The sequence below is a fragment of the Pseudomonas sp. B15(2017) genome (genome assembly GCF_002113215.1).
In the GTDB taxonomy this organism is placed as follows: domain Bacteria; phylum Pseudomonadota; class Gammaproteobacteria; order Pseudomonadales; family Pseudomonadaceae; genus Aquipseudomonas.
Genome location: NZ_NEJZ01000002.1, coordinates 48664 through 70522 on the forward strand (window position 1 = coordinate 48664; position 21859 = coordinate 70522).

Here is a 21859-nt window from a genome sequence, read left to right on the forward strand (position 1 = left end):
GATCACTGTCCCGCCGTCATTGCCGGCCGACAGCCATGGAAAATATCCAGCCCAGGCTGATACAGCGACGTCCTGACCTCGAACAACCCCAGCACTGAGTGAAACAGATTGTCATGGCTCAGATCCGATTGGCTGCTTTTGCCTTGCAGGCAGCCACGGTCGATGCCGAGTTGCGCCAGGGTGTTGTTGCCGAACCACATCACCATCGGCACATGGGTCTGCGCTTCCGGCGCCAGCGCATAAGGCGCGGCGTGCAGGTACAGACCGTTCTCGCCCAGCGATTCGCCATGGTCGGAGACGTACAGCATCGACGTATCGAGGTGATCCTGATTGCGTTTGAGCAGTTCGATTACCTTGGCCAGGAAATGGTCGGTGTAGAGGATCGTGTTGTCGTAGACGTTGACCAGCTCGTCACGGCTGCAACTGCCCAGCTGGTTGGTGTGGCAGATCGGTTTGAAGCGCTCCATGTCCTTGGGGTAGCGCTCGTAGTATTCCGGGCCGTGGCTGCCGTCGGCGTGCAGGACGATGATCGCGTTGCCCTTGAGGCTGTCGATGTAGCCTTGCAGGTCGGCCAGCAGTGCTTCGTCGAGGCAGTTGTTGCCGTCACAGAACGGTCCCGGCTGGTTCTTCGCGATGTCGCGGTTCGGCACGCGCAGGCAGGTGCCCTTGCAGTCGCTGTTGTTGTCCAGCCACAGCACCTGCACGCCGGCCCGTTGCAGGATGTCGAGCAGGCCTTCGTAGGTTTTGCCTTTCTTGTCGCTGTAGTCCTCGCGCGGGAACATCGAGAACATGCACGGCACCGACACCGCCGTCGAAGTGCCGCAGGAATGCACCTGGGTGAAATTGAGGATGTCGAGTTTGCTCAGCTGCGGATTGGTCTCGCGCTCGTAGCCGTTAAGCGAGAAATGGTCGGCCCGGGCGGTTTCGCCCACTACGAACACCATCAGCGATTTCTTCTCGCGACTGGCTGCCTTGGCGCTCATTACCGCGTCTTCGCCGATGGCCTGCACCACGAAATGCTTTTTGATCCCCAGCCGTTGCTTGGTGTATTTGCTGATCGCGTAGATGTAGTTGGTCGGGTTGATGAAGTGGGTGAGCTTGTCTTCCTCGCGAAAGATCGGCGCGTAGGTCGAATAGAACGCGCCCACCGAAGCGCCGATCACCAACACGCAAGCCGCTATCACCAGCACCTTGTTCAGCAAGCCCCGAAAGAACGGTCGATAAACCACCGGCCAGCGCCAGATCAGCACGGCCGGCAACACGCCGAGCAACAGCACGTAAGCCAGCAGTTTGCCGCTGAACAGCGCGGTGGCTTCCTCGGGATTGGTTTCGAACACGTTCTGGATCATCACCGTGTCGATGGTGATCCCGTATTCGTTCATGAAATACGCCGCGCAGGCCGAGAGCAGGGCCACCAGCGTCAGCGCCGGTTTCAGCGTCCAGCGAAACGACACCAGGGTCAGCAGCAGCGTGATCGCCGCCCAGAGAAACAGCCCGAAGGACGCGAAAAACGCCAGTTTTTGTGCACCTTGCAGGGTAATCAGTGTTCCCAGCGCCTTCCAGGTCGCCAGGTTGTACAGCGCCACCAGTGCCAGCGAAAACAGCAGCACCAGCCGGGTCGGAGTGATGGACGGTAAACGCAGTCCTTTGCCCAAAGCCATTTCGATACTTTCCTCTACGTCAGTCGAAACCGATGCGGTTACGCGCGTAACTGTAGAAGGGCATTGGTAAAAATTCCGTAAACATCCAGTAACAAAATCACGCTGAGTGCAAAAAAAATGTGGGGCCAGCAATCTGGCCCCCACCAGAGTTTTGCGCTCGGTCAGAAAGATTTGCTGACGCTGGCGACGACCGTCGCCGTGCACACGTCCTTGAAGCCCCAACTGCTCAGGCACTGGCTCTGCGAGAGATCGGTGTCGATGTAGCTCAGACCCAGCACCACGCCGGCCAGGTTGTGGGTCAGTTTGACTTCCCACTCCCGGTAGGACTCATCGCTGTGTCCGGACGCCGAATACATATGCGGGTCCTTGAAGTCCATGTTGCCGTAGCGCAGTTTCAGCCCGGAATCGAACGGCAATTCGGTTTCATAGCCGATGTAGCTGTAGAGCGAGCTCTGTTTGCTGTCGATGCCCGGCGCGTCACTGGAGTAATACGCCGCGAGTTTCACGCCGTAAGCGCTGAGAATCGAGTACACCTCGCTCTGGTTGAACTGGCTCTCCTTGGGGTACGCGTATTTGATGTAGCCCAGATCCAGACTCACGGCTTCGGTCGCCTGCCACAGCCAGCCGGCGTAGTAGTCGACTTCCTGACGGGTTTTCAGGCCACCGCCGAAATCGACGTTCGAACTCCACGCGCCCAGGTACAGGCCGCTGCTGTGGGCCAGGGTCAGACCGGCCTGTACGGCGGGATCGTTCTGGGTCTGGGAGATGCCACGGGTGCGGTAATCACTGGCCAGGGTCAGGTCGACCAGCACCGCAAAATCATCGTTCAGGGCAATTGCGTGGCTGCTCAGGGGCAGCAGGCTCAAGGAAGTGAGGGCGAACAGGGGCAAGGCTTTCATGTGAAGTCCCGTTGTTGTGGTTGTTATGGGGCAGAAAGAGAAAACTTGTGGGAGCGAGCTTGCTCGCGATAGCGGTGTATCAGTCGCCATCATTTTTAATGGTCATACCGCTATCGCGAGCAAGCTCGCTCCCACAGGGGAACAGTTGTTGTCATTGGGCGGCGGTATAGACCTGACGGCCGGCGAACCAGGTTTGCAGGACCTGGGTGTCATGCAGGGCTTTGTCATCGACGCTGAACACATCGCGATCAAGCACGATGAAATCGGCCTGTTTGCCGGGGCTCAGCGAGCCGATCTGTTGTTCCAGGCCGATGGTCCGCGCGGCGTTGGCGGTGTAGGCGTAGAACATGGTTTCGCGATCCAGGCGTTCGTCGGCGTTGAGCACGCCCAGCGGCCCGGTGCGGGTGATGGCCTGGGCCATGGCGTTCAACGGGTTTGGCGAGGACACCGGCCAGTCGCTGGCGCCGGCAATCGTCGCGCCCTGCTTGAGCAGCGAATGTGCCGGGTATTGATAGCGGAAGGCGAGGGCGCTGACGTAAGGCTTGATCATGTCGGTGGTGTAGTCGTCGGCGCTGGCCCAGAGCAGTTGCATCGAGGCGATCACGTTCAGCGGCTTGAAGCGGGCGAACTCCTTCGGGTTGACCATTTGCAGGTGGGTGATCGAGTGCGTCACGCCGCTCTGCCGGTCCTTGCGCGCCTGGGCGATGCCGTTCAGTGATTCGCGCACGGCACGGTCGCCGATGGCGTGGATGTGCACCAGCCAGCCGCGCTGGTCGATAGCGCTGACCAGTTCGCCGAAGTGCTGCGGATCGATCAGCAGTTCGCCCTGTTTGTGCGAGTTGCTGTAGGGATCGATCATCGCCGCGCTCTGGGCCGGGTATTCGATCACACCGTCAGCGAAGATCTTGATTCCCGGCAGCGTCAGGTGGGGGATGCCCTGGAACTGCCGACGAACCTTGTCGAGGGTGTCGAGATCGGCCGGGACGCTTTTCGAGTTGGCCACCAGCAGCGCGGCGACGTGGGCGGTCATGCCGCCGCTTTCCGACAGGGCTTTGTAGGCCGGCAATACGCCGACGGTTTTCTCGGTGGGCTTGAGGGCGAACACCGGCTCGCCCGGCGCGGCGTTGGCGGCGGGGTCCATCCACGCGGTGATGCCGAGGCTGTTGTTGAAGCGCACCGCCGATTGCGCAGCCTTGAGCAGGTCGGCCGGGCTCGGCGCCGGTATTTTCGAGGCGACGCGATCCCAGCCGGCATCGACCACAAAACCGTTCGGCTCACCGCTGGGCAGTTTGCCGATGGTGTCTTTTTCCGCGTCCGGCAGGGTTTTCAACAGCGCGGCGTCGATTCCCGCACGCTTGAGCATCACGTTGTTGGCCCATGCGGTGTGGTGATCGCTGCCGGTGAACACCACCGGCACGTCGGCCCATTCGCCATGGTTGAAGAGGTTGCCCAGCGCTTCAGCCCTGGCCCAGTACGCCGAACTCATGCCGGCCACACTCAATACGTCGCCATGCCGGGCCTTGCCGTCGTCACGCCAGTCGCGCAGGCGTTTTTCCAGTTCATCCAGACCGACCACTTCGTCTGCCATGTTGGCCGAGACCATTTCCAGTCCGCCGAAAATCGCGTGGGAGTGGCTGTCGATCAGGCCGGGCATCAGCGTCTGGCCTTTCAGGTCGATCACTTGGGTGCCGGGTTCGATCAAGGCCTTGATCTGCGCATCGCTGCCGACTTTCAACACTTTGCCGTTCTCCACGGCCAGCGCCTGAGCCTTCGGTTGAGCGCGGTCGGCGGTGAAAATCTTGCCATTGAGCAGCACCAGATCGGTCGCGGCCATGGCTTCCATCGAGGCAAAACTCACCGCGGCGATCAGCACGTTTTTTGCGAAATGCGGGATGAATCTTTTCATTGAACATTTCCGTGTTATTGCGTCTGATGGCCAGATTAGTGGCTGCCAACGCCCGACAGAACGCCTCCCTCACGAAAAACGTTTTTGCCTGAATGGAAAAAGCATGGACAAGCTGGGTGCACTGAAAATGTTCGTCGTCACCGCGCAGCTCGGCAGTTTCAGCCGCGCTGCCGAGCAACTGGGCAAGACCCCGTCGGCCCTGACCAAAGCGGTCAATCATCTGGAATCCGAGCTCGGCGCGCGGCTGTTCGAGCGCAGCACGCGGCGGATACTGCTGACTGAAATCGGCCGGCTCTATCTGGAAACCGCACGCCTGGTGCTGCAACGGCTGGACGAGGCCAGCGAGGAAATCGAGCAGTTGCAGCACGGCCTGCGCGGCAGCCTGAAAATCACTGCGCCGCTGGCTTACGGGCGGGCGTTTCTCGATCAGGTGTGCGACGGCTTTTTGCAGCAATACCCGCAGATCAGCCTGCAAGTGGATTTGTGCGATGAATTCGTCAATCTGCTGGAAAGCGGCTACGACCTGGCGCTGCGCGAAGGGCACGATGATTTGCCGGGGCTGATTGCCCGGGTGGTCGGCAGCAATCGGCTGGCGCTGTGTGGCAGCCCTGAATACCTGGCGCGCAAGGGCTTGCCGGTCACACCGCAGACCCTCGATCAGCATGAGTGGCTGCTGTATCGGCATCCGTTGCTCAGCCGCGAATTCTGGTGGGCCGAGCGCGACGGTCAGCGCCTGAGCCTGGCGCAGCCGGCGGCACCGTTGTTGCGCAGTGACAATTACGATTTGCTGCTGGCCAGCGCTCTCGCCGGACGCGGTTTGTTGCATACGCCGCTGTGGAGCGCCGCGCCGTATATCGCCGACGGGCGACTGGTGCGGGTCATGGCCGATTACGAGATCGACCCGGACAGTTTTGGCCCGCACATTCTGGCGGTGTACCCGAGCCATCGGCGGGCGACGGCCAAGGTTATGGCGTTTATCGACTACATCGCAGGGTTTCTGGCGGAGCGGGGGTTGAGCTGACGGAGAGATCGTTCCCACGTCGAGGCGCCGAACCGTCCGCTTTGATCGTTCCCACGCTCTGCGTGGGAATGCCTCTAGGGACGCTCTGCGTCCAGTGACGCGGAGCGTCACGGGCTGCATTCCCACGCAGAGCGTGGGAACGATCATCAGTAGGTTTGAGCTGACTGGCGGTGCTTGTCAGGAAATTCCCACAAGAGTACAAATGTACTCCATGACAAATCTGACTCCCCGCCGTACCGCCATCCTGACCTTTATCCGCGAACGCATCGCCGAACACGGTCAGCCCCCAAGCCTCGCTGAAATCAGCGAGGCTTTTGGTTTTGCCTCCCGCAGCGTGGCGCGCAAGCATGTGCTGGCGCTCACCGAAGCCGGGTTTATCGAGGTCAATCCGCATCAGGCCCGGGGCATTCGCCTGCTCGGGCAGCCGGCGCGGCCGGAACTGCTCGAAGTCCCGGTACTCGGCCGGGTCGCTGCCGGTGCCCCCATCGGCGCCGATGCCGACCTGCACAATCGGCTGATGCTCGACCCCGCACTGTTCTCCCGCACGCCCGACTACATGCTGCGGGTGCAGGGCGATTCGATGATCGAGGACGGCATTCTCGACGGCGATCTGGTCGGCGTACGCCGCAACCCCGAGGCGCTCAACGGCCAGATCGTGGTGGCGCGACTCGACGGTGAAGTCACCATCAAACGCTTCGAGCGGATCGGCGATGAGGTTCGCCTGTTGCCGCGCAACCCGGCGTACCAGCCGATTGTGGTGCGGGCCGATCAGGATCTGGCCATCGAAGGGGTGTTCTGCGGTCTGGTGAGGCAAGGCTGATGGGTGCCGTCGTTGCGCTGGATACGCTGTTCAATGGCGGCCAGGTCTGGAAGGGCCGGCCTGCGCCACCCACCGCCAGCCCGCAACCCACCGGGCACGCGGCGCTGGATGCGGCCTTGCCCAGTGGCGGCTGGCCGGAAGCGGCGCTGAGCGAAATCCTCCTGGCCGGGCCCGGCGTTGGCGAACTGCAACTGGTGTGGCCGACGTTGGCGCGGCTGTCGGCAGCGGGCGAACGCATCGTGCTGGTGGCGCCGCCGTTCGTGCCATACCCGCAGGCGTGGGCCAATGCCGGGGTCGATCTGCGCCAGTTGTCGGTGATCCAGGCCAGTGAACGCGATGCCTTGTGGGCGGCGGAACAATGTCTGCGCTCGGGCAGTTGCGGCGCGGTGCTGTGCTGGCCGCACAAGGCCGATGACCGCGCCTTGCGCCGTTTGCAGGTGGCGGCGGAAACCGGCCAGACCCTGGCGTTCGCGTGGCGCCCCTTGAGCGAAGCGGTCAACCCGTCGCCGGCCGCGCTGCGCATTGCCATTGATGCCCGCCCGGCGCAATTGCGCGTGCTCAAGTGCCGGGGCGGTCTGGCGCGCAGCGCACCGATCGCCTTCGCCGTGGGGCATTGAGGTCGCCATGCGCTGGGTTTGCATTCTGTTCCCGCAATTGGCCCTCGACGCCGTGCTGCGTCAGCGCCCCGATCCCGAACAACCGTTGGCGCTGCTCAGCGGCCCGGCCCAGCGCCGGGTGCTGCAAGCGGTCAACCCGGCGGCGCGGGCACTGGGCTTGCGTCCCGGGCAGTCGATGACCGCCGCGCAGGCCATGAGCAAAGGGTTCACCACTGTCGATTACGATTCGGCCGAGGTCGAGCACTGGCAGCAGTTTCTCGCCGCCTGGGCCTATCGTTTCAGCGCCCAGGTCAGCGTGCATTACCCGCGCACCGTGGTATTCGAGATCGAATCGAGCCTGGGGCTGTTCGGTTCCTGGGCGCAGTTCGAAGCACGGTTGCGCACGGAACTGTCCGAGCTGGGCTTTCGTCACCGGATCGTCGCCGCGCCCAACCCGGTAGCGGCGCGAATACTGGCCAACGCCTACGACGGATTGGTGGTGCCCGACGGTGAAGCCTTGCGCCACCACCTCGGGCAATTGCCGGTCGACCGTATCGGGCTGGAACCGAGTGTGGCCACGGCGCTGTCGCGCATGGGCCTGCGCAACCTTCATCAGGTGCAGAACCTGCCGCGTCAGGCCCTGGCCCGGCGTTTCGAGGCGCCGATGCTCAAGCATCTGGACACGCTGTTCGGCGCACGGCCGCTGGCGCTGGCGTTCTATCTGCCGCCGGACCGTTTCGACGTGCGGATCGAACTCAATTTCGACGTGCAATCCCATCAGGCGCTGCTGTTTCCATTGCGCCGCCTGACGTCCGATCTGGCGGCGTTTTTGTGCGGGCGCGACAGCGGCGTGCAGCGCTTCGATCTGCATCTGGAACATGCGGGGCTGCCGGATACGCTGATCAAGGTCGGCCTGCTCAGCGCCGAGCGCGATCCGGCGATGCTCTTTGAACTGGCCCGTGGCCGACTGGAGCAGGTGCAGGTCGAAGCCCCGGTGCGCGGCTTTCGTCTGCGCGCCGAGGATCTGCCGAGTTTCGTGCCGCAGTTTCAGGAACTGTTCGACGACCGCCCGCAGCAGACCTTGCCCTGGGAGCAACTGCGCGAACGCCTGCGCGCGCGGCTGGGGGATGAGGCGGTGCAGGGCCTGCGCTTTCAGGCCGATCACCGCCCGGAGTGCGCGTGGCAGAACGCCGACGACAAACAGCGTTGCCCTGCATTGCCGGGGGTGCAGCGTCCGGGCTGGTTGTTGGGTGAGCCGCAGTCCGTGCCCGAAGGTTCGGCGCGCATTCTCATGGGCCCGGAACGGATCGAGTCCGGCTGGTGGGACGGTGATGACGTGCGCCGTGATTATTACCTGATCCAGAACCGCGCCGGCCAGCAAGGCTGGGCGTACCGGACAGTGGGTGAGGGCGGCCCGTTGTGGCTGCAAGGCTGGTTCGCGTGAATCAGGGTTATGCCGAGCTGCACTGCCTGTCGAACTTCAGTTTCCAGCGCGGTGCGTCCAGTGCGCTGGAGCTGTTTCAGCGTGCAAAAAAACACGGCTATCAGGCGCTGGCGATCACTGATGAGTGCACGCTGGCCGGAATTGTCCGTGCCTGGCAGGCAGCGAAGTCGGTTGAGTTGCCGCTGATCATCGGCAGCGAAATCCGCATCGAGAACGGCCCGAAACTGGTGTTGCTGGTCGAGAACATTGAGGGTTATCAGGCGCTGTGCGGCTTGATCACTCAGGCTCGAAGGCGCATGCAGAAAGGCCAGTATCAAGTGCTGCGCGAGGACTTCAGCGAGCCATTGCCGGGATTGCGGGTGCTGTGGGTGCCGGATACGGTCGATGACGTGGAAGAGGGCCGCTGGCTGAAGCAGACCTTCGGTGAACGGCTGTGGCTGGCCGTGCAGTTGCATCGCGGGCAGAACGATCAGCAACGGCTGACCGCACTGCTGAGTCTGGCGGATGAGTTGCAGATTCCAGCGGTGGCCAGTGGCGATGTGCACATGCACGCCCGTGGCCGGCGGGCCTTGCAGGACACCATGACCGCGATCCGCCACCACGTCCCGGTGGCCGAGGCCGGGTTGCGTCTGCATCCCAACGGCGAGCGGCATTTGCGCAGCCTCGATGTGTTGCGCGAGTTGTATCCGCAGACCTTGCTGGACGAATCGGTGAAACTGGCCCGGCGCTGCACGTTCGATTTGAGCCAATTGCGTTATCAGTATCCGAAAGAGCTGGTGCCCGATGGACACTCGGGTCGTTCCTGGCTGCGACAGTTGACTAAACAGGGCATCGCCTGGCGCTGGGAAAACGGCGCGCCCTTCAAGGTGCTGAGGCAGATCAACAAGGAACTGAAGCTGATCGCCGAACTCGGCTACGAAAGCTACTTCCTCACCGTGCACGACGTGGTGCGCTTCGCCCGCAAGCAGAAAATCCTTTGCCAGGGCCGGGGTTCGGCGGCCAACTCGGCGGTGTGTTTTGCCTTGGGCATCACCGAGATCGATCCGGATCGCACCACGCTGCTGTTCGAGCGTTTCATGTCGAGAGAGCGCAACGAGCCGCCGGACATCGACGTGGATTTCGAGCACGAACGCCGGGAAGAAGTCCTGCAATACGTGTTTCGTCGTTATGGTCGCCGTCGTGCGGCGCTGACGGCGGTGGTCAGCACTTACCACGCCAGCGGCGCGATCCGCGATGTGGCCAAGGCGCTGGGCTTGCCGCCGGACCAGATCAATGCGCTGGCCGACTGCTGCGGCCACTGGAGCGATGAAACGCCGCCCGTGGAACGCTTGCGCGAAGGCGGTTTCGACCCCGAAAGTCCGCTGCTGCACCGGGTGCTGAGCCTGACCGGGCAACTGATCGGCTTCCCCCGACACCTGTCGCAGCACCCCGGTGGTTTCGTGATTTCCGAGCAACCGCTGGACACGCTGGTGCCGGTGGAAAACGCCGCCATGGCCGACCGCACGATCATTCAGTGGGACAAGGACGACCTCGATGCGGTCGGGCTGCTCAAGGTGGATATCCTCGCCCTTGGCATGCTCAGTGCGATTCGTCGCTGTTTCGATCTGCTGCGCCGTCATCGTCATAAGGATCTGAGCCTGGCGACCATCCCGGCTGACGACCGCCCGACCTACGACATGATCAGCCGCGCCGACACCATCGGCGTGTTCCAGATCGAGTCCCGGGCGCAGATGTCGATGCTGCCGCGTCTGCGCCCGCAGAACTTCTACGATCTGGTGATCGAAGTGGCCATTGTCCGGCCGGGGCCGATCCAGGGCGGGATGGTCCATCCGTATCTGCGTCGCCGGAACAAGGAAGAAGAGGAGACCTATCCGTCACCGGAGCTGGAAGTGGTGCTCAAACGCACCCTCGGCGTGCCGCTGTTTCAGGAACAGGTGATGCAGATCGCGATTGTCGCCGCCGATTACAGCCCCGGCGAGGCCGACCAGTTGCGCCGCTCCATGGCGGCGTGGAAACGCCACGGCGGGCTGGAACCGCACAAGGAACGGCTGGCCGCCGGCATGAAGAAAAACGGCTACAGCCCGGAATTCGCCGCGCAGATCTTCGAACAGATCAAGGGCTTCGGCAGTTACGGCTTTCCCGAGTCCCACGCCGCCAGTTTTGCCTTGCTGACCTATGCCAGCTGCTGGCTCAAGTGCCACGAACCGGCGGCGTTCGCCTGTGCGCTGATCAACAGCTGGCCGATGGGTTTCTACAGCCCGGATCAGATTCTTCAGGACGCGCGCCGGCATCATTTGCAGATCCGCCCGGTGGACGTGCGCGCCAGTGACTGGGATTGCAGCCTGGAGCCGATTGCCGGCGAGCAACCGGCGATTCGCATGGGTTTGCGCATGATCAAGGGCTTTCGCGAAGAGGATGCGCGGAACATTGAAAGCGCTCGGGCGAGGGGCGCGTTTGCCGATGTCGCCGATCTGGGCGAGCGCGCCGGGCTCGACAGTCGCGCTCAGGCGCTGCTGGCGGATGCCGGCGCGCTGCGCGGCCTGGCCGGTCATCGCCATCGGGCACGATGGGAAGTGGCCGGGGTGCAGAAACAGCTTGGACTGTTTGCCGGGTTGCCGAGTCAGGAGGAGCCGGATGTGCTGCTGCCGACGCCGAGTGTCAGCGAAGACCTGTTCACCGATTACGCCACCCTCGGCACCACGCTGGGGCCGCACCCGTTGACGTTGTTGCGCGACGAGTTGCGGGCGCGGCGCTGCCGCAGCTCCCGGGAGTTGCTGGAGGTCGAGCATGGCCGGCCGGTCAGCGTGGCGGGGCTGGTGACCGGTCGCCAGAGGCCGGGCACCGCCAGTGGCGTGACGTTCGTGACCCTGGAGGACGAGTTCGGCAACGTCAACGTGGTGGTCTGGCGCGATCTGGCCGAGCGCCAGCGTCAGGTGCTGGTGGGCTCGCAATTGCTCAAGGTCGATGGCCGCTGGGAACGGGAAGGCGAGGTGCGGCATCTGATCGCCGGACGCTTGAGCGATCTCAGTCCGTTGCTCAACGGGATTCGGGTGCAAAGCCGCGATTTCCACTGACGGCAACTGGTTGATTAGTGATCGTTCCCACGCTCCGCGTGGGAATGCCGCCATGGACGCTCCGCGTCCACTGTGACGCAGAGCGTCACGGTATGCATTCCCACGCGGACGGTTCGACGCCTCGACGTGGGAACGATCGGTCGCTGACGGCAGCTGATCGCTTCAAAAGCCAATTTGCTGACGTCAAAAAAACCTGTCCTCACTGATGGCACTTTGGCATAATGCCGCCCCTTTCCCGATCCCCCACGACTTCGCCGTGCCGGGACACATCGATTTTCAGAAGGAATGCACAGTGAGAATGATCTCCCGGATGTTGGTCTCGGGCATTGCGATTGCCGTTCTCGGCACCCTGGCCGGCTCGCTCGCCGGTTGCGCCACCGAAAGCTCCCGCGCACTGCCGGTGGCCAAGGTGGAAAGCGCCGCTCAGGCCTGGTCCGGCGTGCGGATCCCGATGGCCGTGGGCAAGTTCGACAACCGTTCGAGCTACATGCGCGGAATCTTCTCCGACGGCGTCGACCGTCTCGGCGGCCAGGCCAAGACCATCCTGATCACCCACTTGCAGCAGACCAACCGTTTCTCCGTGCTCGACCGCGACAACATGGGCGAAATCCAGCAGGAGGCGGCGATCAAGGGCCAGGCCCAGCGTCTGAAAGGCGCCGATTACGTCGTGACCGGTGACGTCACCGAGTTCGGCCGCAAAGAGACCGGCGATCATCAACTGTTCGGCATTCTCGGCCGTGGCAAGACCCAGGTTGCCTACGCCAAGGTCAACCTGAACATCGTCAACATCAGCACCTCCGAAGTGGTGTATTCGACCCAGGGCGCCGGCGAATACGCCTTGTCCAACCGCGAAATCATCGGCTTCGGCGGCACCGCTGCCTACGACTCCACCCTCAACGGCAAAGTCCTCGATCTGGCCATGCGCGAGGCGATCAATCGCCTGGTCGATGGCATGAACGCCGGCGCCTGGAAACCGGGCAACTGATAGACGCCCATCGCAAGGAGCAACACACCATGAATCTGTCCCTGTCCCGGTCGCTGATGGCCCTGGCTGCCGGCGCGCTGCTGGCTGGTTGCAGCAGCCCGCAAACCCTGTACCAGTGGGAAGGCTACCAGCCACAAGTCTACGAATACTTCAAAAGCGAAACGCCGAAAGAGGCCCAGGCCGAAGCGCTGGAAGCCGATCTGCAAAAGATCCGCGCCAGTGGCAAGCCGGTACCGCCGGGTTACCACGCACACCTTGGTCTGCTGTACCTGAGCATGGGCAAGGACGATCAGATGGTGCAGCAATTGCGCACCGAGAAGACCCTGTTCCCCGAGTCCGGCACGTACATGGACTTTCTGCTTAAAAACGCCAAGACCGGAGATGCGCAATGATCTCGCGTGCCTTGAAAGGGCTGGCCGCAGGCCTGGCGCTGACCGTTCTGGGTGGCTGCGTTGCACCTAAAACCGTGGACTACTCGGCGTACAAGCAAGCGCGGCCGAAATCCATTCTGGTGCTGCCGCCGCTGAACACCTCGCCGGACGTCAAGGCGTCCTACAGCCTGTTGTCGCAAGTGACTTTTCCGCTGGCCGAGGCCGGTTACTACGTGCTGCCGATCACGTTGGTTGACGAGACGTTCCGCCAGAACGGCCTGACTACGCCGGATGACATCCATGCGGCACCGGCCAACAAGCTGCAGGAAATCTTCGGTGCCGACGCGGCGCTGTACATCACCGTCAGCGAGTACGGCACGCGTTACATGGTGATCAGCAGCGAAACTGCCGTCACCGCGAGCGCCAAGCTGGTGGACCTGAAAACCGGCGTCACCCTGTGGACCGGTGCGGCCCGGGCGTCGAGCGAAGAGGGCGGCAACAACAGCGGTGGCGGCCTGATCGGCGCGCTGATCACCGCGGCGGTGAAGCAGATCATCAACAGTTCCACCGATGCCGGCTACCCGATTGCCGGTGTGGCCAGCAATCGACTGCTGTCGGCCGGACATCCGGCGGGCCTGCTGTACGGGCCACGGTCGCCGAAGTACGGCACTGACTGATCGACCTGTTTCGCACTGATCGTTCCCACGCTCTGCGTGGGAATGCCGCCATGGACGCTCCGCGTCCACTGTGACGCAGAGCGTCACGGTATGCATTCCCACGCGGACGGTTCGACGCCTCGACGTGGGAACGATCAGCACCTCGGTGGGCCGCTGTTTTATTTGGCAGGCCAAAACCGCTCGCCACCTCCCGGTGCCTCCGTCCACGCTTGCAACGAGCGGGTCGGCAAATCGAAGTAATCCCGGGTCCGCGCATAACCATGGCCGCCCATGCGTCCGATCGCATCCAGCCCCAATTGATCGATGTACAGGGTTTTCGGGTCGATCAACTCGTCGCGCACATGCGCCATCAACACCTCGCCAAAAATGATCTCCCGCGACTGGCCGATGTTCAGCGCCATCATCCGCCGACATTCCAGCGCCACCGGTGCTTCGCCGATTCGCGGGCATTTGACCGAGGTGCCGGGAATTGCCGTCAGGCCCGCTGCGGTCAACTCATCGAAGCCCGGCGCGAACGGCACGGCACAGACGTTCATGGCTTCCACCAATGCGTCGCTGACGATGTTGACGGTGAATTCCTGATTCATCTGGATATTGCGCGTGGTGTCCTTGGGGCTCTGGTCGCCATAGTTCTCCACGCCGAGCGCGAGTATGGGCGGATCCGCCGACAGCGCATTGAAGAAGCTGAACGGCGCCGCATTGACCCGGCCTTCGCCGTCGATGGTGGTGACCAGTGCGATCGGGCGCGGCACCACGCTGCCGATCAGAATCTTGTACTTTTCCCGTGGGCTCAGTTGGCTGAAATCGAAGCTGTGCATGGCAGTGTTCTCTAAAGAAGTGGATCGATGGCGCTCAACGGCGCTTCGGCGCTGTAGTCGTCGGCGAACGGAATGGCCGGCTGGAACAGGGTTTTCCAGTCCGGTCGGCCAAAGGCCCGGTCGCTGTGGCTGCGCATCAGTTTTTCGTATTGGCGCTGGGCCTGACGTTGCAGCGTGGGGTAGTCGACGCCGTTGACCTGACCGTCGTGCATCACGCAGCGACCGTCGATGAAACTGGCGATGCAGTCGTCGCCGCGTCCGGCCAGCAGCAGGTTTTTCAGTGGATCGAATAACGGGCCCAGGTGCAGTCCGCGCAGGTTGAACACGGTGATATCCGCCTTGGCGCCGGGTGCCAGGCGACCGAGGTCATCACGGCCCAAGGCCTTGGCACCGCCGAGGGTGGCGGCGTTGTACAGATCGAGGCTGCTGGTCAGCGTGGGCCCGCCCTCCATCAACCGGGCGATGTTCAGTCCGTGGCGCATGTTTGCCAGCAAATCCGCTGGCCAGGTGTCGGTGCCAAGGGCGAAGTTGATGCCCTTGGCGCGATAACGGCCGAACGAGTTCAGTGCCTCGCCGTCACGGGCGAACACCAGCGGGCAGTGCACCAGACTCGCGCCGCCGTCGATGACCCGTTGCAGATCGTCATCGCCCGAGGTGTAGATGCCGTGGGGTAACAGACTGCGCGGAGTGAGCAGGTCGAGTTGCTGCAACCAGCCTAGCGGCGTGGTGCCGCGCAACTGTTCGACCATCGCCACTTCGCCAGGCGCCTGACAACAATGCAGACGCATCGGTGCATTCAGCTCGCGGCTCAATGCAGACGTACGTTGCAGCAGTGCCGGGGTGCAGGTCTGGATGCGATCCGGCAGCAACGTACCGCGAATCAACCCCGCATGCGCACCATCGAAATCCTTGAAGAACCGTTCGGCCGCGTCCAGCCCGGCCAGCCCCCGAGCCTCATCCCAGTGGTGGGCGAGGCTGCCGTCGGCACGCCAGTAACTCATGCCGCTCATGTAGCAGGGGCCGAGGTACGTGCGCAGCCCCAGTTCGCCCGCCACGTCGGCGACAGCGGCGAACTCGTCGTAGGTCTCCGCCCATTCGCGGTAGTACATCGAGGTGATTGGCATCGCCGTGGTGATGCCGTTGCGGATCAACTGGGTAAAGGCGTAGCGGTATTTGAAGACTTCTTCTTCCGGGTTGAACGACTCACGCGGGCCGCTCGCCAGGTACTCCGCCGACCACATGCGGCCCATCGCGCGTTCGTCGCCGTTGTCCAGGGTCAGTACCGTGGAATCGAGATCGCCGAGGGCATCCAGATCAATGAAACCGGGCCCGATCAGCGCATTGCCGTAATCGATCCACTGATCCAACGGCTCTTGATAACCGCGCCCGACAAATTCGATGCGCGAGCCGGCAAATACCACTTCGCCGTCACGCCACAGCACATGCTGCGTGCCGTCGAAACCGACCACGCAAGCGGCCTTGAGGCCGATCCGTTTCACAGACGGCTGCCCAGCAAGCGACCGCCGCTGGCGATCAGTTCGCCGCCGCGATACACCTGACGCACCGGCCGCGCGACGACAGCCTCGCCAAGTGTTTCGACCGGCATCAGCAGAAAGTCCGCAGGCTTGCCGATGGCGAAGCCGTAACCCTCGATCCCCAATGCGCGCGCCCCGTTCACCGTTGCCGCGTCGAATGCCGCCGCCAGTTCATCGTCCTTGCCCAGGTCGAAACGGAACGCCAGCAGCATCGCTCGTTCGAGCATGTCGCCATTGCCCATCGGCGACCAAGCATCGCGGATGCCGTCGGAGCCGAGGCACACGTTGACCCCGGTTTCACGCAGTGCCAGAAACGGTGGCACTGCGCAGTCCGCCGGTGCCGAACTCATCAGCGAAATGCCAAGGGCAGCAAGGCGTTCGGCGACGGGTCTGACCTGGCTCCACGGCAGCATGCCGAGGCAATAGGCGTGGCTGATCATCACCCGCTTTTGCAGGTTGAAGCGCTCGGTGTAATCGGCGATCCGGGCGATCTGCCACAGGCCCAGTTCGCCTTTGTCGTGCAGGTGAATGTCGACGCCACGCTGAAAGTCGCGGGCCAGGTTGAACACGAAGTCCAGTTGTGCAATCGGGTCGTTGTCGATGCCGCAGGGGTCGAGTCCGCCGACGTTTTCCACGCCCAGGGCCATGGCTTCGCGCATCAGTTCGGCGGTGCCGGGGCGGCTGATCAGGCCGGTTTGCGGGAAGACCACCAGTTGCAGGTCGATCAGGTCGTTGTAGGTTTCGCGCAGTTGTTGCATGGCCTCGACGTGACGCAGGCCGAATTCCGGGTCGATGTCTACGTGGCAACGCATCGTCAGCGAACCCCGGGCGATGCAGTTTTCCAACAGCGCACCGGCCCGTTCGGCAATCGGCGCTTTCACTTCGCGCAACACGCGGCGTTCGTTGCTGATGTAATCCTTGAGCGTCGGGCCCGCGCTGTTCGGGCGCCAGGGCTGGCCGTACAGGGTCTTGTCGAGGTGGACGTGGCTTTCCACCAGCGGGGCGGTCAGGAGCTGGTTCTGGCCGTCGATATCGGTGGCGGCCAGTGGAGCATTGGAGGCCGGGCGGCGTTGGGTGAACTTGCCGTTTTCGATCAGCAGGTCTTCGGCGGGGGCGCCGTAGGGGCGGATGTTTCTGAGCCAGCGGGGACGGGACATTGCATACCTCTGTTTCTATGTTGTCTGGGCGGGCCTCATCGCTGGCAAGCCAGCTCCCACATTGGAACTGTGAGCGCCACCGATCCTTGTGGGAGCGAGCTTGCTCGCGATGGCCGCAACTGGGTCTTGAGTCAGGCGATCAGCCTTTGAGCTTCGACCAGATCCGATCCTGCAGCTCCCGCGCCTTGTTGCTGCATTCCTTCTCCGGCCGCAGCCGCGAGGCGTATTCCTCGGGCATGTTGATCGCGTCCATGACCTTCCATTTCGCATCCAGCAACTGATCGCTCTGAATCCCGTTGGCATAGGCAATCGCGTTGGACACGGCCGCCGCGTTCTCGGGCTTCATCATCCAGTCGATAAAGATCTTCGCGTTGCCCGGATGCGGCGCGCTTTTAGGTACGGCGAAGTTGTCCTGGAACATCGCCAGGCCTTCTTTCGGGTACACGTATTTGATCGTGCTCTTTTGCAAGGTGGCGCGGGCGGTCGAGCCGTTCCAGTTCTGCATCATGATCACTTCGCCCGAGGCCATGCGGTCGACGGTGTTGTCGGAGCTGTACATCTTCAAAAACGGTTTCTGCTTTTGCAGCAGTTCAAGGATGCGCTTGGCGTCCTGCGGGTTTTCCGTGCATTCGTCGACGTTCAGGTAATGGCTGGCGGCATTGATCACGCTGCTGGAGGTGTCGAGGGCGGCGAGTTGGCCTTGCAGTTCCTTGCGCGGTTCGAAGAACTCTTTCCACGAGTCGTCGAGCTTGCCGCCCGGCACCCGGGCGCTGTCATAGGAAAAACCGGTGGTGCCCCACAGATACGGCGCCGAATATTTGCGGCCCGGATCGAAGCTCGGATCGCGGAACGGCCCTTTGACGTACTGGAAGTTGTTCAGGGTCGGAGCGTCGATTTCCAGCAGCAGATCCTGTTTGATCAGCGTCTGCATGATCGACTGCGACGGCACGATCACGTCATACGCCGCGCCGCCGGCCTGCAACTTGGCGAGCAGGGTTTCGTTGCTGTCGTAGCCGTCCATGGTGACTTTGATCCCGGTCTCCTTTTCGAACTTGGCCAGCAGGTCCACCGGGTAGTAATCGGTCCAGTTGTAGAAGAACAACTCCTTGGGCTCGGCGGCGTGGGCGCTGAACGCGGTGAAACAACTCAGGGCCAGACCGGATACTGCCAGACGCATGTTTTTCAATTTCATGAGAGCGCTCCAGGTTTATTGTTGTTTGCCACGTTGGCCAAGCCAGAAGGCCAGCACCACGAGCACGATGGAAATCACCAGCATCAGGGTCGAGATCGCGTTGATCTCCGGCGTTACGCCGGCCTTGATCGCCGAGAAGATGTACACCGGCAACGTGGTCGAACCGGGCCCGGCGACGAAGAAGGTCATGATGAAATCGTCGAGGCTGACCACGAATGCCAGCACCGAACCGGACAACACCGCCGGCCACAGCAGCGGCAGGGTCACGCGGCGGAACACCTGCCACGGATTGGCGTACAGGTCGTTGGCGGCTTCCAGCAGGCTCTTGTCCAGATCGTTGAGCCGTGCGCGGATCGGCAGGTAGGCGAACGGAATGCAGAAGCCGATGTGCGCGACGATCACGGTCATCAGCCCGAGCTTGATCCCCAGTGCCATGAACAGCAGCAGGGTGGCCACGGCAGTGACGATCTCCGGCAGGATCAGCGGCAGGTTGATCCCGCCCTCGACCATTTTCTGCCCGTAGAACGGCCGATAAGTCGCCAGCGCCGCCAGCAGTGCAATCGCCGTCGCGCACACCGTGGCGATGGTCGCGACGATGATCGAATTCAGCGCCGCGGTCTGGATCGACGGGTTGGCCAGGATCCGCCCGTACCAGGCGAACGAGAACTCGGTCCACACCGTTGCCGAGCGGTTGGCGTTGAAGCTGTAGACGATCAACACCAGGATCGGCACGTACAGATAGGCGAGGATCAGCAGGCTGATTTCCCGGGTCGCCGGGAGTTTTTTCAGGTGCAGAGAGATCATGCTTTCGCTCCCCGGTTCAGGGTTTTCGCCGCGCTGCGGCTGTAGAGGGCGTAGAGCACCAGGGACAACAGCAGAATCCCCAGCAACAGGAACGACAGCGAACTGCCCAGCGGCCAGTTGCGCGCGGTGCCGAATTGCTGCTGGATCAGGTTGCCGATCATCAGGGTCTTGCCCCCGCCGAGAATCGCCGGGGTGATGAAGGCGCCGAGGCTCGGCACGAACACCAGCAACGCGCCGGCAATCACGCCGGGCATCGACAGCGGCAGGATGATCCGGCGCAGTGCGTGCCAGCGGTTGGCGCCCAGGTCATAAGCGGCTTCCACCAGACGCCAGTCGAGTTTTTCCAGGGTCGAGTAGATCGGCAGGATCATGAACGGCAGGAAGCTGTAGACCAGACCGACGCTGACCGCGAAGTCGTTGTAGAGCAGGGTGATGCCGCCGGCACTCGGGAACAGCGCGTTAAGGCTCTGGGCGACCCAGCCCTGTTCGCGCAGGATGATCAGCCACGCGTAGTTGCGGATCAGCAGGTTGGTCCAGAACGGAATGGTGATGAGCAACACCATCAGGTTGCGTCGGCGCGGGGTCAGGCTCGACATCCACAACGCCACCGGAAACCCGAGCAGAAAGCACAACACGGTGGTGCCGCCGGCCTGGAACACCGAGCGCAACAGTGCCTGGGCGTAGACCCAGTTCAGTTCCAGCTCGCCGTCGAAACCTTCCTGGAAAAACAGCTGCACGTAACTCTGCAACTGCCATTGCGCCTGCCAGTCGACGCCGCCGTAGGTGTTGCGCGGCAGCAGGCTGATGTAACCCATGATCCCCAGCGGAATGGCGATCAGGGCGAGCAGGGTCAACACCACCGGGCTGAGCAACAGCGCGCGGTTGAGGGAGGGGGAAGTGCTGCTGACGCTCATCTCAGGCCTCCATCAACAGGCAGGCCTGGGGTGGCAGATGCACCGCCACGGGCTCACCGACTGTGCGACAGGCGCTCAAACCTTCGTTGTTTTCCCGCAGCATGACTTTGATGTCGTTGTTCAAACGGCACTGGTACAGCGTCGCGGTGCCGACATACAGCACGGCTTCGATCACCCCGCGCAAATGATGCGGCTGGTCCGCCGCGACCAGTTGCGAGCGCTCGGGCCGAAACGCCAGTTGTACGCTGCTGCCATTGACGCCTTGCGGCGGGCAGGGAATTTCCACCGGCATGCCGCTGGGCACGAAGAGGTTCTGGTTGTGCTCGCCACGCTTGAGCTGGCCGGGGAGGAAATTGATGTCGCCGATGAACTGGGCGACGAAGCGGTGCTGCGGGCGCTCGTAGATGTCGGTCGGGGTGCCGATCTGCAGGATCTTGCCGGCGGACATCACCGCGATCCGGTCGGACAGGGTCAGGGCTTCTTCCTGATCGTGGGTGACGAAGATGAAGGTGATGCCGGCTTCCTGCTGCACGCGCTTGAGTTCGACCTGCATCTCCTTTCGCAGCTTCAGATCCAGCGCCGACAGCGGCTCGTCGAGCAACAGCACTTTGGGCTTCGGCGCCAGGGCCCGGGCCAGAGCCACGCGCTGCTGCTGGCCGCCGGACAGTTCCGCCGGTTTGCGCCCGGCCAGGTGCTCCATCTGCACCAGCGCGAGCATTTCGTCGACCCGTCCTGGAATGGTCTTGCGATCAAGACCCTGCATCTCGAGGCCGAAGGCGATATTCTGCGCGACACTCATGTGCGGAAACAGCGCGTAACTCTGGAATACCGTGTTGACCCGACGCTTGAACGGCGGCAGGTGATTGACCGTTTCGCCCGCCAGACGGATCTCGCCGTCGCTGACGTGTTCGAAACCGGCGATGGTGCGCAGCAGGGTGGTCTTGCCGCAGCCCGAGGGGCCGAGGAGGGTGAAGAACTCGTTGTCGGCGATGTTCACCGACACGTTGTCGAGGGCTGGCGCCAGGCCAGGATCATCAGAATACCGCTTGGATACGTTACGCACTTCAATGGCTATTGGCTGACCCATAATGGTGCAATCCTCTAATTATTGTATGCAATATCTGAATGCAATTTAGAAATACCCGGATTAATCTGCTGGCGCAACCCCCCATTTCCCCGACTGAGTCGTTCGTCGGGCAGCGTTGCCAGCATTGAAGGAGTTTTCAAATGACCGAGAAAAAAACGGAAACCACGGTCGACCGCGTCTACCAAGGGGTTTACGAGGCGATCAGCAAGCGTTCGCTGCGTCCGGGGATGAAGCTGGGCGAGGCGTCGCTGGCGGAGTTGTTCAATGTCAGCCGCACGTCGGTTCGAGCCGCGCTCAAGCAACTGGAGGCCGACGGATTGGTCACCACCGAGCCCAATAAAGGTGCGTCGGTGTCGCTGCCCAGCGATGAAGAGATCCGTTCGCTGTTTGAAACCCGGCGCTTGATCGAGATCGGCATCGTCACTGAACTGTGCCGGCGCAAGGACACTGCCGCGATGCAGGACCTGCGCGATCACTTGCTGCTGGAAGACGAGGCTCACGCAGCCGGCGACCACGAGCGGCTGATTCACCTGCTCGGCGAGTTCCACATCAAGCTGGCCCGCAGCCTGAACAACCCGGTGTTGCTCGACTGGTTCCAGAAGCTGATTTCCCGCGCCTCGCTGTATGCCGCCGCGCTGGACGACGACAGCCACGAGGCCTGTCGCGACGACGAACATCTGCGGCTGATCGAGTACATCGAGGCCGGCAATCAGAACGCCGCCATTGAGCTGACCTGTATGCACCTGGACGGCATCCAGAAGGCCATCCTCGATGTCGCTGCAAAGATGAAGACCGGCTACCATCCGCTCAAACACCTGATCGAAGTCTGAACGTCGAGCAGGGGTGAAATCGGCTATACCTCTAATGAAACCATCGCTGCCCAGCGCGCTCGAAATAG

General features: G+C 62.6%; 19 protein-coding genes. 9 read left to right on the forward strand and 10 right to left on the reverse strand.

Annotated features, from left to right (window positions below):
* Positions 1 to 2 precede the first annotated feature (2 nt).
* The 3 genes from CAF73_RS02980 to CAF73_RS02990 form a co-directional block, all read right to left on the reverse strand.
* Positions 3 to 1661, reverse strand: a complete 1659-nt coding sequence (locus CAF73_RS02980; protein ID WP_085701867.1) for a phosphoethanolamine transferase — start codon at positions 1659 to 1661, stop codon at positions 3 to 5.
* Positions 1662 to 1822: 161 nt separating this feature from the next.
* A complete protein-coding gene (locus CAF73_RS02985) occupies positions 1823 to 2560 on the reverse strand; it encodes a TorF family putative porin (RefSeq protein WP_085701868.1) in 738 nt (245 codons plus the stop codon).
* Positions 2561 to 2711: 151 nt separating this feature from the next.
* Positions 2712 to 4466, reverse strand: coding sequence for an amidohydrolase (locus CAF73_RS02990; protein ID WP_085701869.1), 1755 nt, complete (start codon positions 4464 to 4466; stop codon positions 2712 to 2714).
* 103 nt (positions 4467 to 4569) lie between these two features.
* Here CAF73_RS02990 and CAF73_RS02995 point away from each other — a divergent pair, with 103 nt between their 5' ends.
* The 8 genes from CAF73_RS02995 (at position 4570) to CAF73_RS03030 (ending at position 13454) form a co-directional block, all read left to right on the forward strand.
* Positions 4570 to 5487: a LysR family transcriptional regulator gene (locus CAF73_RS02995; RefSeq protein ID WP_085701870.1), complete on the forward strand. Its 918-nt coding sequence runs from the start codon at positions 4570 to 4572 to the stop codon at positions 5485 to 5487.
* Between the two features lie 202 nt (positions 5488 to 5689).
* Positions 5690 to 6307, forward strand: coding sequence for a transcriptional repressor LexA (lexA, locus tag CAF73_RS03000; RefSeq protein WP_085695893.1), 618 nt, complete (start codon positions 5690 to 5692; stop codon positions 6305 to 6307).
* Complete coding sequence (gene imuA / locus CAF73_RS03005; RefSeq protein ID WP_085695894.1) at positions 6307 to 6924, forward strand: translesion DNA synthesis-associated protein ImuA; 618 nt, start codon at positions 6307 to 6309, stop codon at positions 6922 to 6924. Before lexA ends, imuA begins: the two co-directional genes overlap by 1 nt.
* A gap of 7 nt (positions 6925 to 6931) precedes the next feature.
* Positions 6932 to 8347 (forward strand): DNA polymerase Y family protein, encoded by a 1416-nt coding sequence (locus tag CAF73_RS03010; RefSeq protein ID WP_085701871.1) that lies wholly within the window; start codon positions 6932 to 6934, stop codon positions 8345 to 8347.
* Positions 8323 to 11421: an error-prone DNA polymerase gene (locus tag CAF73_RS03015; RefSeq protein ID WP_218191819.1), complete on the forward strand. Its 3099-nt coding sequence runs from the start codon at positions 8323 to 8325 to the stop codon at positions 11419 to 11421. The genes CAF73_RS03010 and CAF73_RS03015 overlap by 25 nt, the downstream gene beginning before the upstream one ends.
* A 298-nt stretch (positions 11422 to 11719) precedes the next feature.
* The gene (locus CAF73_RS03020; protein WP_176247708.1) at positions 11720 to 12406 is read left to right on the forward strand and encodes a CsgG/HfaB family protein; all 687 of its coding nucleotides are present in this window, start codon (positions 11720 to 11722) and stop codon (positions 12404 to 12406) included.
* A gap of 29 nt (positions 12407 to 12435) precedes the next feature.
* Entirely contained in the window at positions 12436 to 12798 is a 363-nt protein-coding gene (locus CAF73_RS03025; protein ID WP_085695897.1) for a DUF4810 domain-containing protein, read from the forward strand.
* Complete coding sequence (locus tag CAF73_RS03030; protein ID WP_085695898.1) at positions 12795 to 13454, forward strand: DUF799 domain-containing protein; 660 nt, start codon at positions 12795 to 12797, stop codon at positions 13452 to 13454. The genes CAF73_RS03025 and CAF73_RS03030 overlap by 4 nt, the downstream gene beginning before the upstream one ends.
* Before the next feature lie 158 nt (positions 13455 to 13612).
* Here CAF73_RS03030 and CAF73_RS03035 read toward each other — a convergent pair whose 3' ends face one another.
* The 7 genes from CAF73_RS03035 to CAF73_RS03065 all read right to left on the reverse strand — a co-directional run bounded on the left by CAF73_RS03035 (position 13613) and on the right by CAF73_RS03065 (position 20961).
* Positions 13613 to 14272 (reverse strand): flavin reductase family protein, encoded by a 660-nt coding sequence (locus tag CAF73_RS03035; RefSeq protein ID WP_085701874.1) that lies wholly within the window; start codon positions 14270 to 14272, stop codon positions 13613 to 13615.
* An 11-nt stretch (positions 14273 to 14283) separates the two neighbouring features.
* A complete protein-coding gene (locus tag CAF73_RS03040) occupies positions 14284 to 15771 on the reverse strand; it encodes an amidohydrolase family protein (RefSeq protein ID WP_085701875.1) in 1488 nt (495 codons plus the stop codon).
* Positions 15768 to 16964 carry an amidohydrolase family protein gene (locus CAF73_RS03045; RefSeq protein ID WP_085701876.1) on the reverse strand — a complete coding sequence of 399 codons (1197 nt, stop codon included), beginning with the start codon at positions 16962 to 16964 and terminating at the stop codon, positions 15768 to 15770. Before CAF73_RS03045 ends, CAF73_RS03040 begins: the two co-directional genes overlap by 4 nt.
* A 139-nt stretch (positions 16965 to 17103) precedes the next feature.
* Positions 17104 to 18156 (reverse strand): extracellular solute-binding protein, encoded by a 1053-nt coding sequence (locus tag CAF73_RS03050; protein ID WP_085695902.1) that lies wholly within the window; start codon positions 18154 to 18156, stop codon positions 17104 to 17106.
* A 15-nt stretch (positions 18157 to 18171) separates the two neighbouring features.
* Positions 18172 to 18960, reverse strand: a complete 789-nt coding sequence (locus CAF73_RS03055; protein WP_085695903.1) for an ABC transporter permease — start codon at positions 18958 to 18960, stop codon at positions 18172 to 18174.
* Complete coding sequence (locus tag CAF73_RS03060) at positions 18957 to 19874, reverse strand: ABC transporter permease (RefSeq protein ID WP_085701877.1); 918 nt, start codon at positions 19872 to 19874, stop codon at positions 18957 to 18959. Before CAF73_RS03060 ends, CAF73_RS03055 begins: the two co-directional genes overlap by 4 nt.
* A gap of 1 nt (position 19875) precedes the next feature.
* Complete coding sequence (locus tag CAF73_RS03065; protein WP_085701878.1) at positions 19876 to 20961, reverse strand: ABC transporter ATP-binding protein; 1086 nt, start codon at positions 20959 to 20961, stop codon at positions 19876 to 19878.
* A gap of 140 nt (positions 20962 to 21101) precedes the next feature.
* Between CAF73_RS03065 and CAF73_RS03070 the strand changes: the two genes are divergently transcribed.
* The gene (locus CAF73_RS03070; RefSeq protein ID WP_085701879.1) at positions 21102 to 21791 is read left to right on the forward strand and encodes a GntR family transcriptional regulator; all 690 of its coding nucleotides are present in this window, start codon (positions 21102 to 21104) and stop codon (positions 21789 to 21791) included.
* Positions 21792 to 21859 lie beyond the last annotated feature (68 nt).

What these genes read in the sequence shown, in the direction of transcription:
- CAF73_RS02980 (WP_085701867.1), bottom strand. Translation starts at nt 1,661, where the DNA reads ATGGCTTTGGGCAAAGGACTGCGTTTACCGTCCATCACTCCGACCCGG.
- CAF73_RS02985 (WP_085701868.1), bottom strand. Translation starts at nt 2,560, where the DNA reads ATGAAAGCCTTGCCCCTGTTCGCCCTCACTTCCTTGAGCCTGCTGCCC.
- CAF73_RS02990 (WP_085701869.1), bottom strand. Translation starts at nt 4,466, where the DNA reads ATGAAAAGATTCATCCCGCATTTCGCAAAAAACGTGCTGATCGCCGCG.
- CAF73_RS02995 (WP_085701870.1), top strand. Translation starts at nt 4,570, where the DNA reads ATGGACAAGCTGGGTGCACTGAAAATGTTCGTCGTCACCGCGCAGCTC.
- lexA (WP_085695893.1), top strand. Translation starts at nt 5,690, where the DNA reads ATGTACTCCATGACAAATCTGACTCCCCGCCGTACCGCCATCCTGACC.
- imuA (WP_085695894.1), top strand. Translation starts at nt 6,307, where the DNA reads ATGGGTGCCGTCGTTGCGCTGGATACGCTGTTCAATGGCGGCCAGGTC.
- CAF73_RS03010 (WP_085701871.1), top strand. Translation starts at nt 6,932, where the DNA reads ATGCGCTGGGTTTGCATTCTGTTCCCGCAATTGGCCCTCGACGCCGTG.
- CAF73_RS03020 (WP_176247708.1), top strand. Translation starts at nt 11,720, where the DNA reads ATGATCTCCCGGATGTTGGTCTCGGGCATTGCGATTGCCGTTCTCGGC.
- CAF73_RS03025 (WP_085695897.1), top strand. Translation starts at nt 12,436, where the DNA reads ATGAATCTGTCCCTGTCCCGGTCGCTGATGGCCCTGGCTGCCGGCGCG.
- CAF73_RS03030 (WP_085695898.1), top strand. Translation starts at nt 12,795, where the DNA reads ATGATCTCGCGTGCCTTGAAAGGGCTGGCCGCAGGCCTGGCGCTGACC.
- CAF73_RS03035 (WP_085701874.1), bottom strand. Translation starts at nt 14,272, where the DNA reads ATGCACAGCTTCGATTTCAGCCAACTGAGCCCACGGGAAAAGTACAAG.
- CAF73_RS03045 (WP_085701876.1), bottom strand. Translation starts at nt 16,964, where the DNA reads ATGTCCCGTCCCCGCTGGCTCAGAAACATCCGCCCCTACGGCGCCCCC.
- CAF73_RS03050 (WP_085695902.1), bottom strand. Translation starts at nt 18,156, where the DNA reads ATGAAATTGAAAAACATGCGTCTGGCAGTATCCGGTCTGGCCCTGAGT.
- CAF73_RS03055 (WP_085695903.1), bottom strand. Translation starts at nt 18,960, where the DNA reads ATGATCTCTCTGCACCTGAAAAAACTCCCGGCGACCCGGGAAATCAGC.
- CAF73_RS03060 (WP_085701877.1), bottom strand. Translation starts at nt 19,874, where the DNA reads ATGAGCGTCAGCAGCACTTCCCCCTCCCTCAACCGCGCGCTGTTGCTC.
- CAF73_RS03065 (WP_085701878.1), bottom strand. Translation starts at nt 20,961, where the DNA reads ATGGGTCAGCCAATAGCCATTGAAGTGCGTAACGTATCCAAGCGGTAT.
- CAF73_RS03070 (WP_085701879.1), top strand. Translation starts at nt 21,102, where the DNA reads ATGACCGAGAAAAAAACGGAAACCACGGTCGACCGCGTCTACCAAGGG.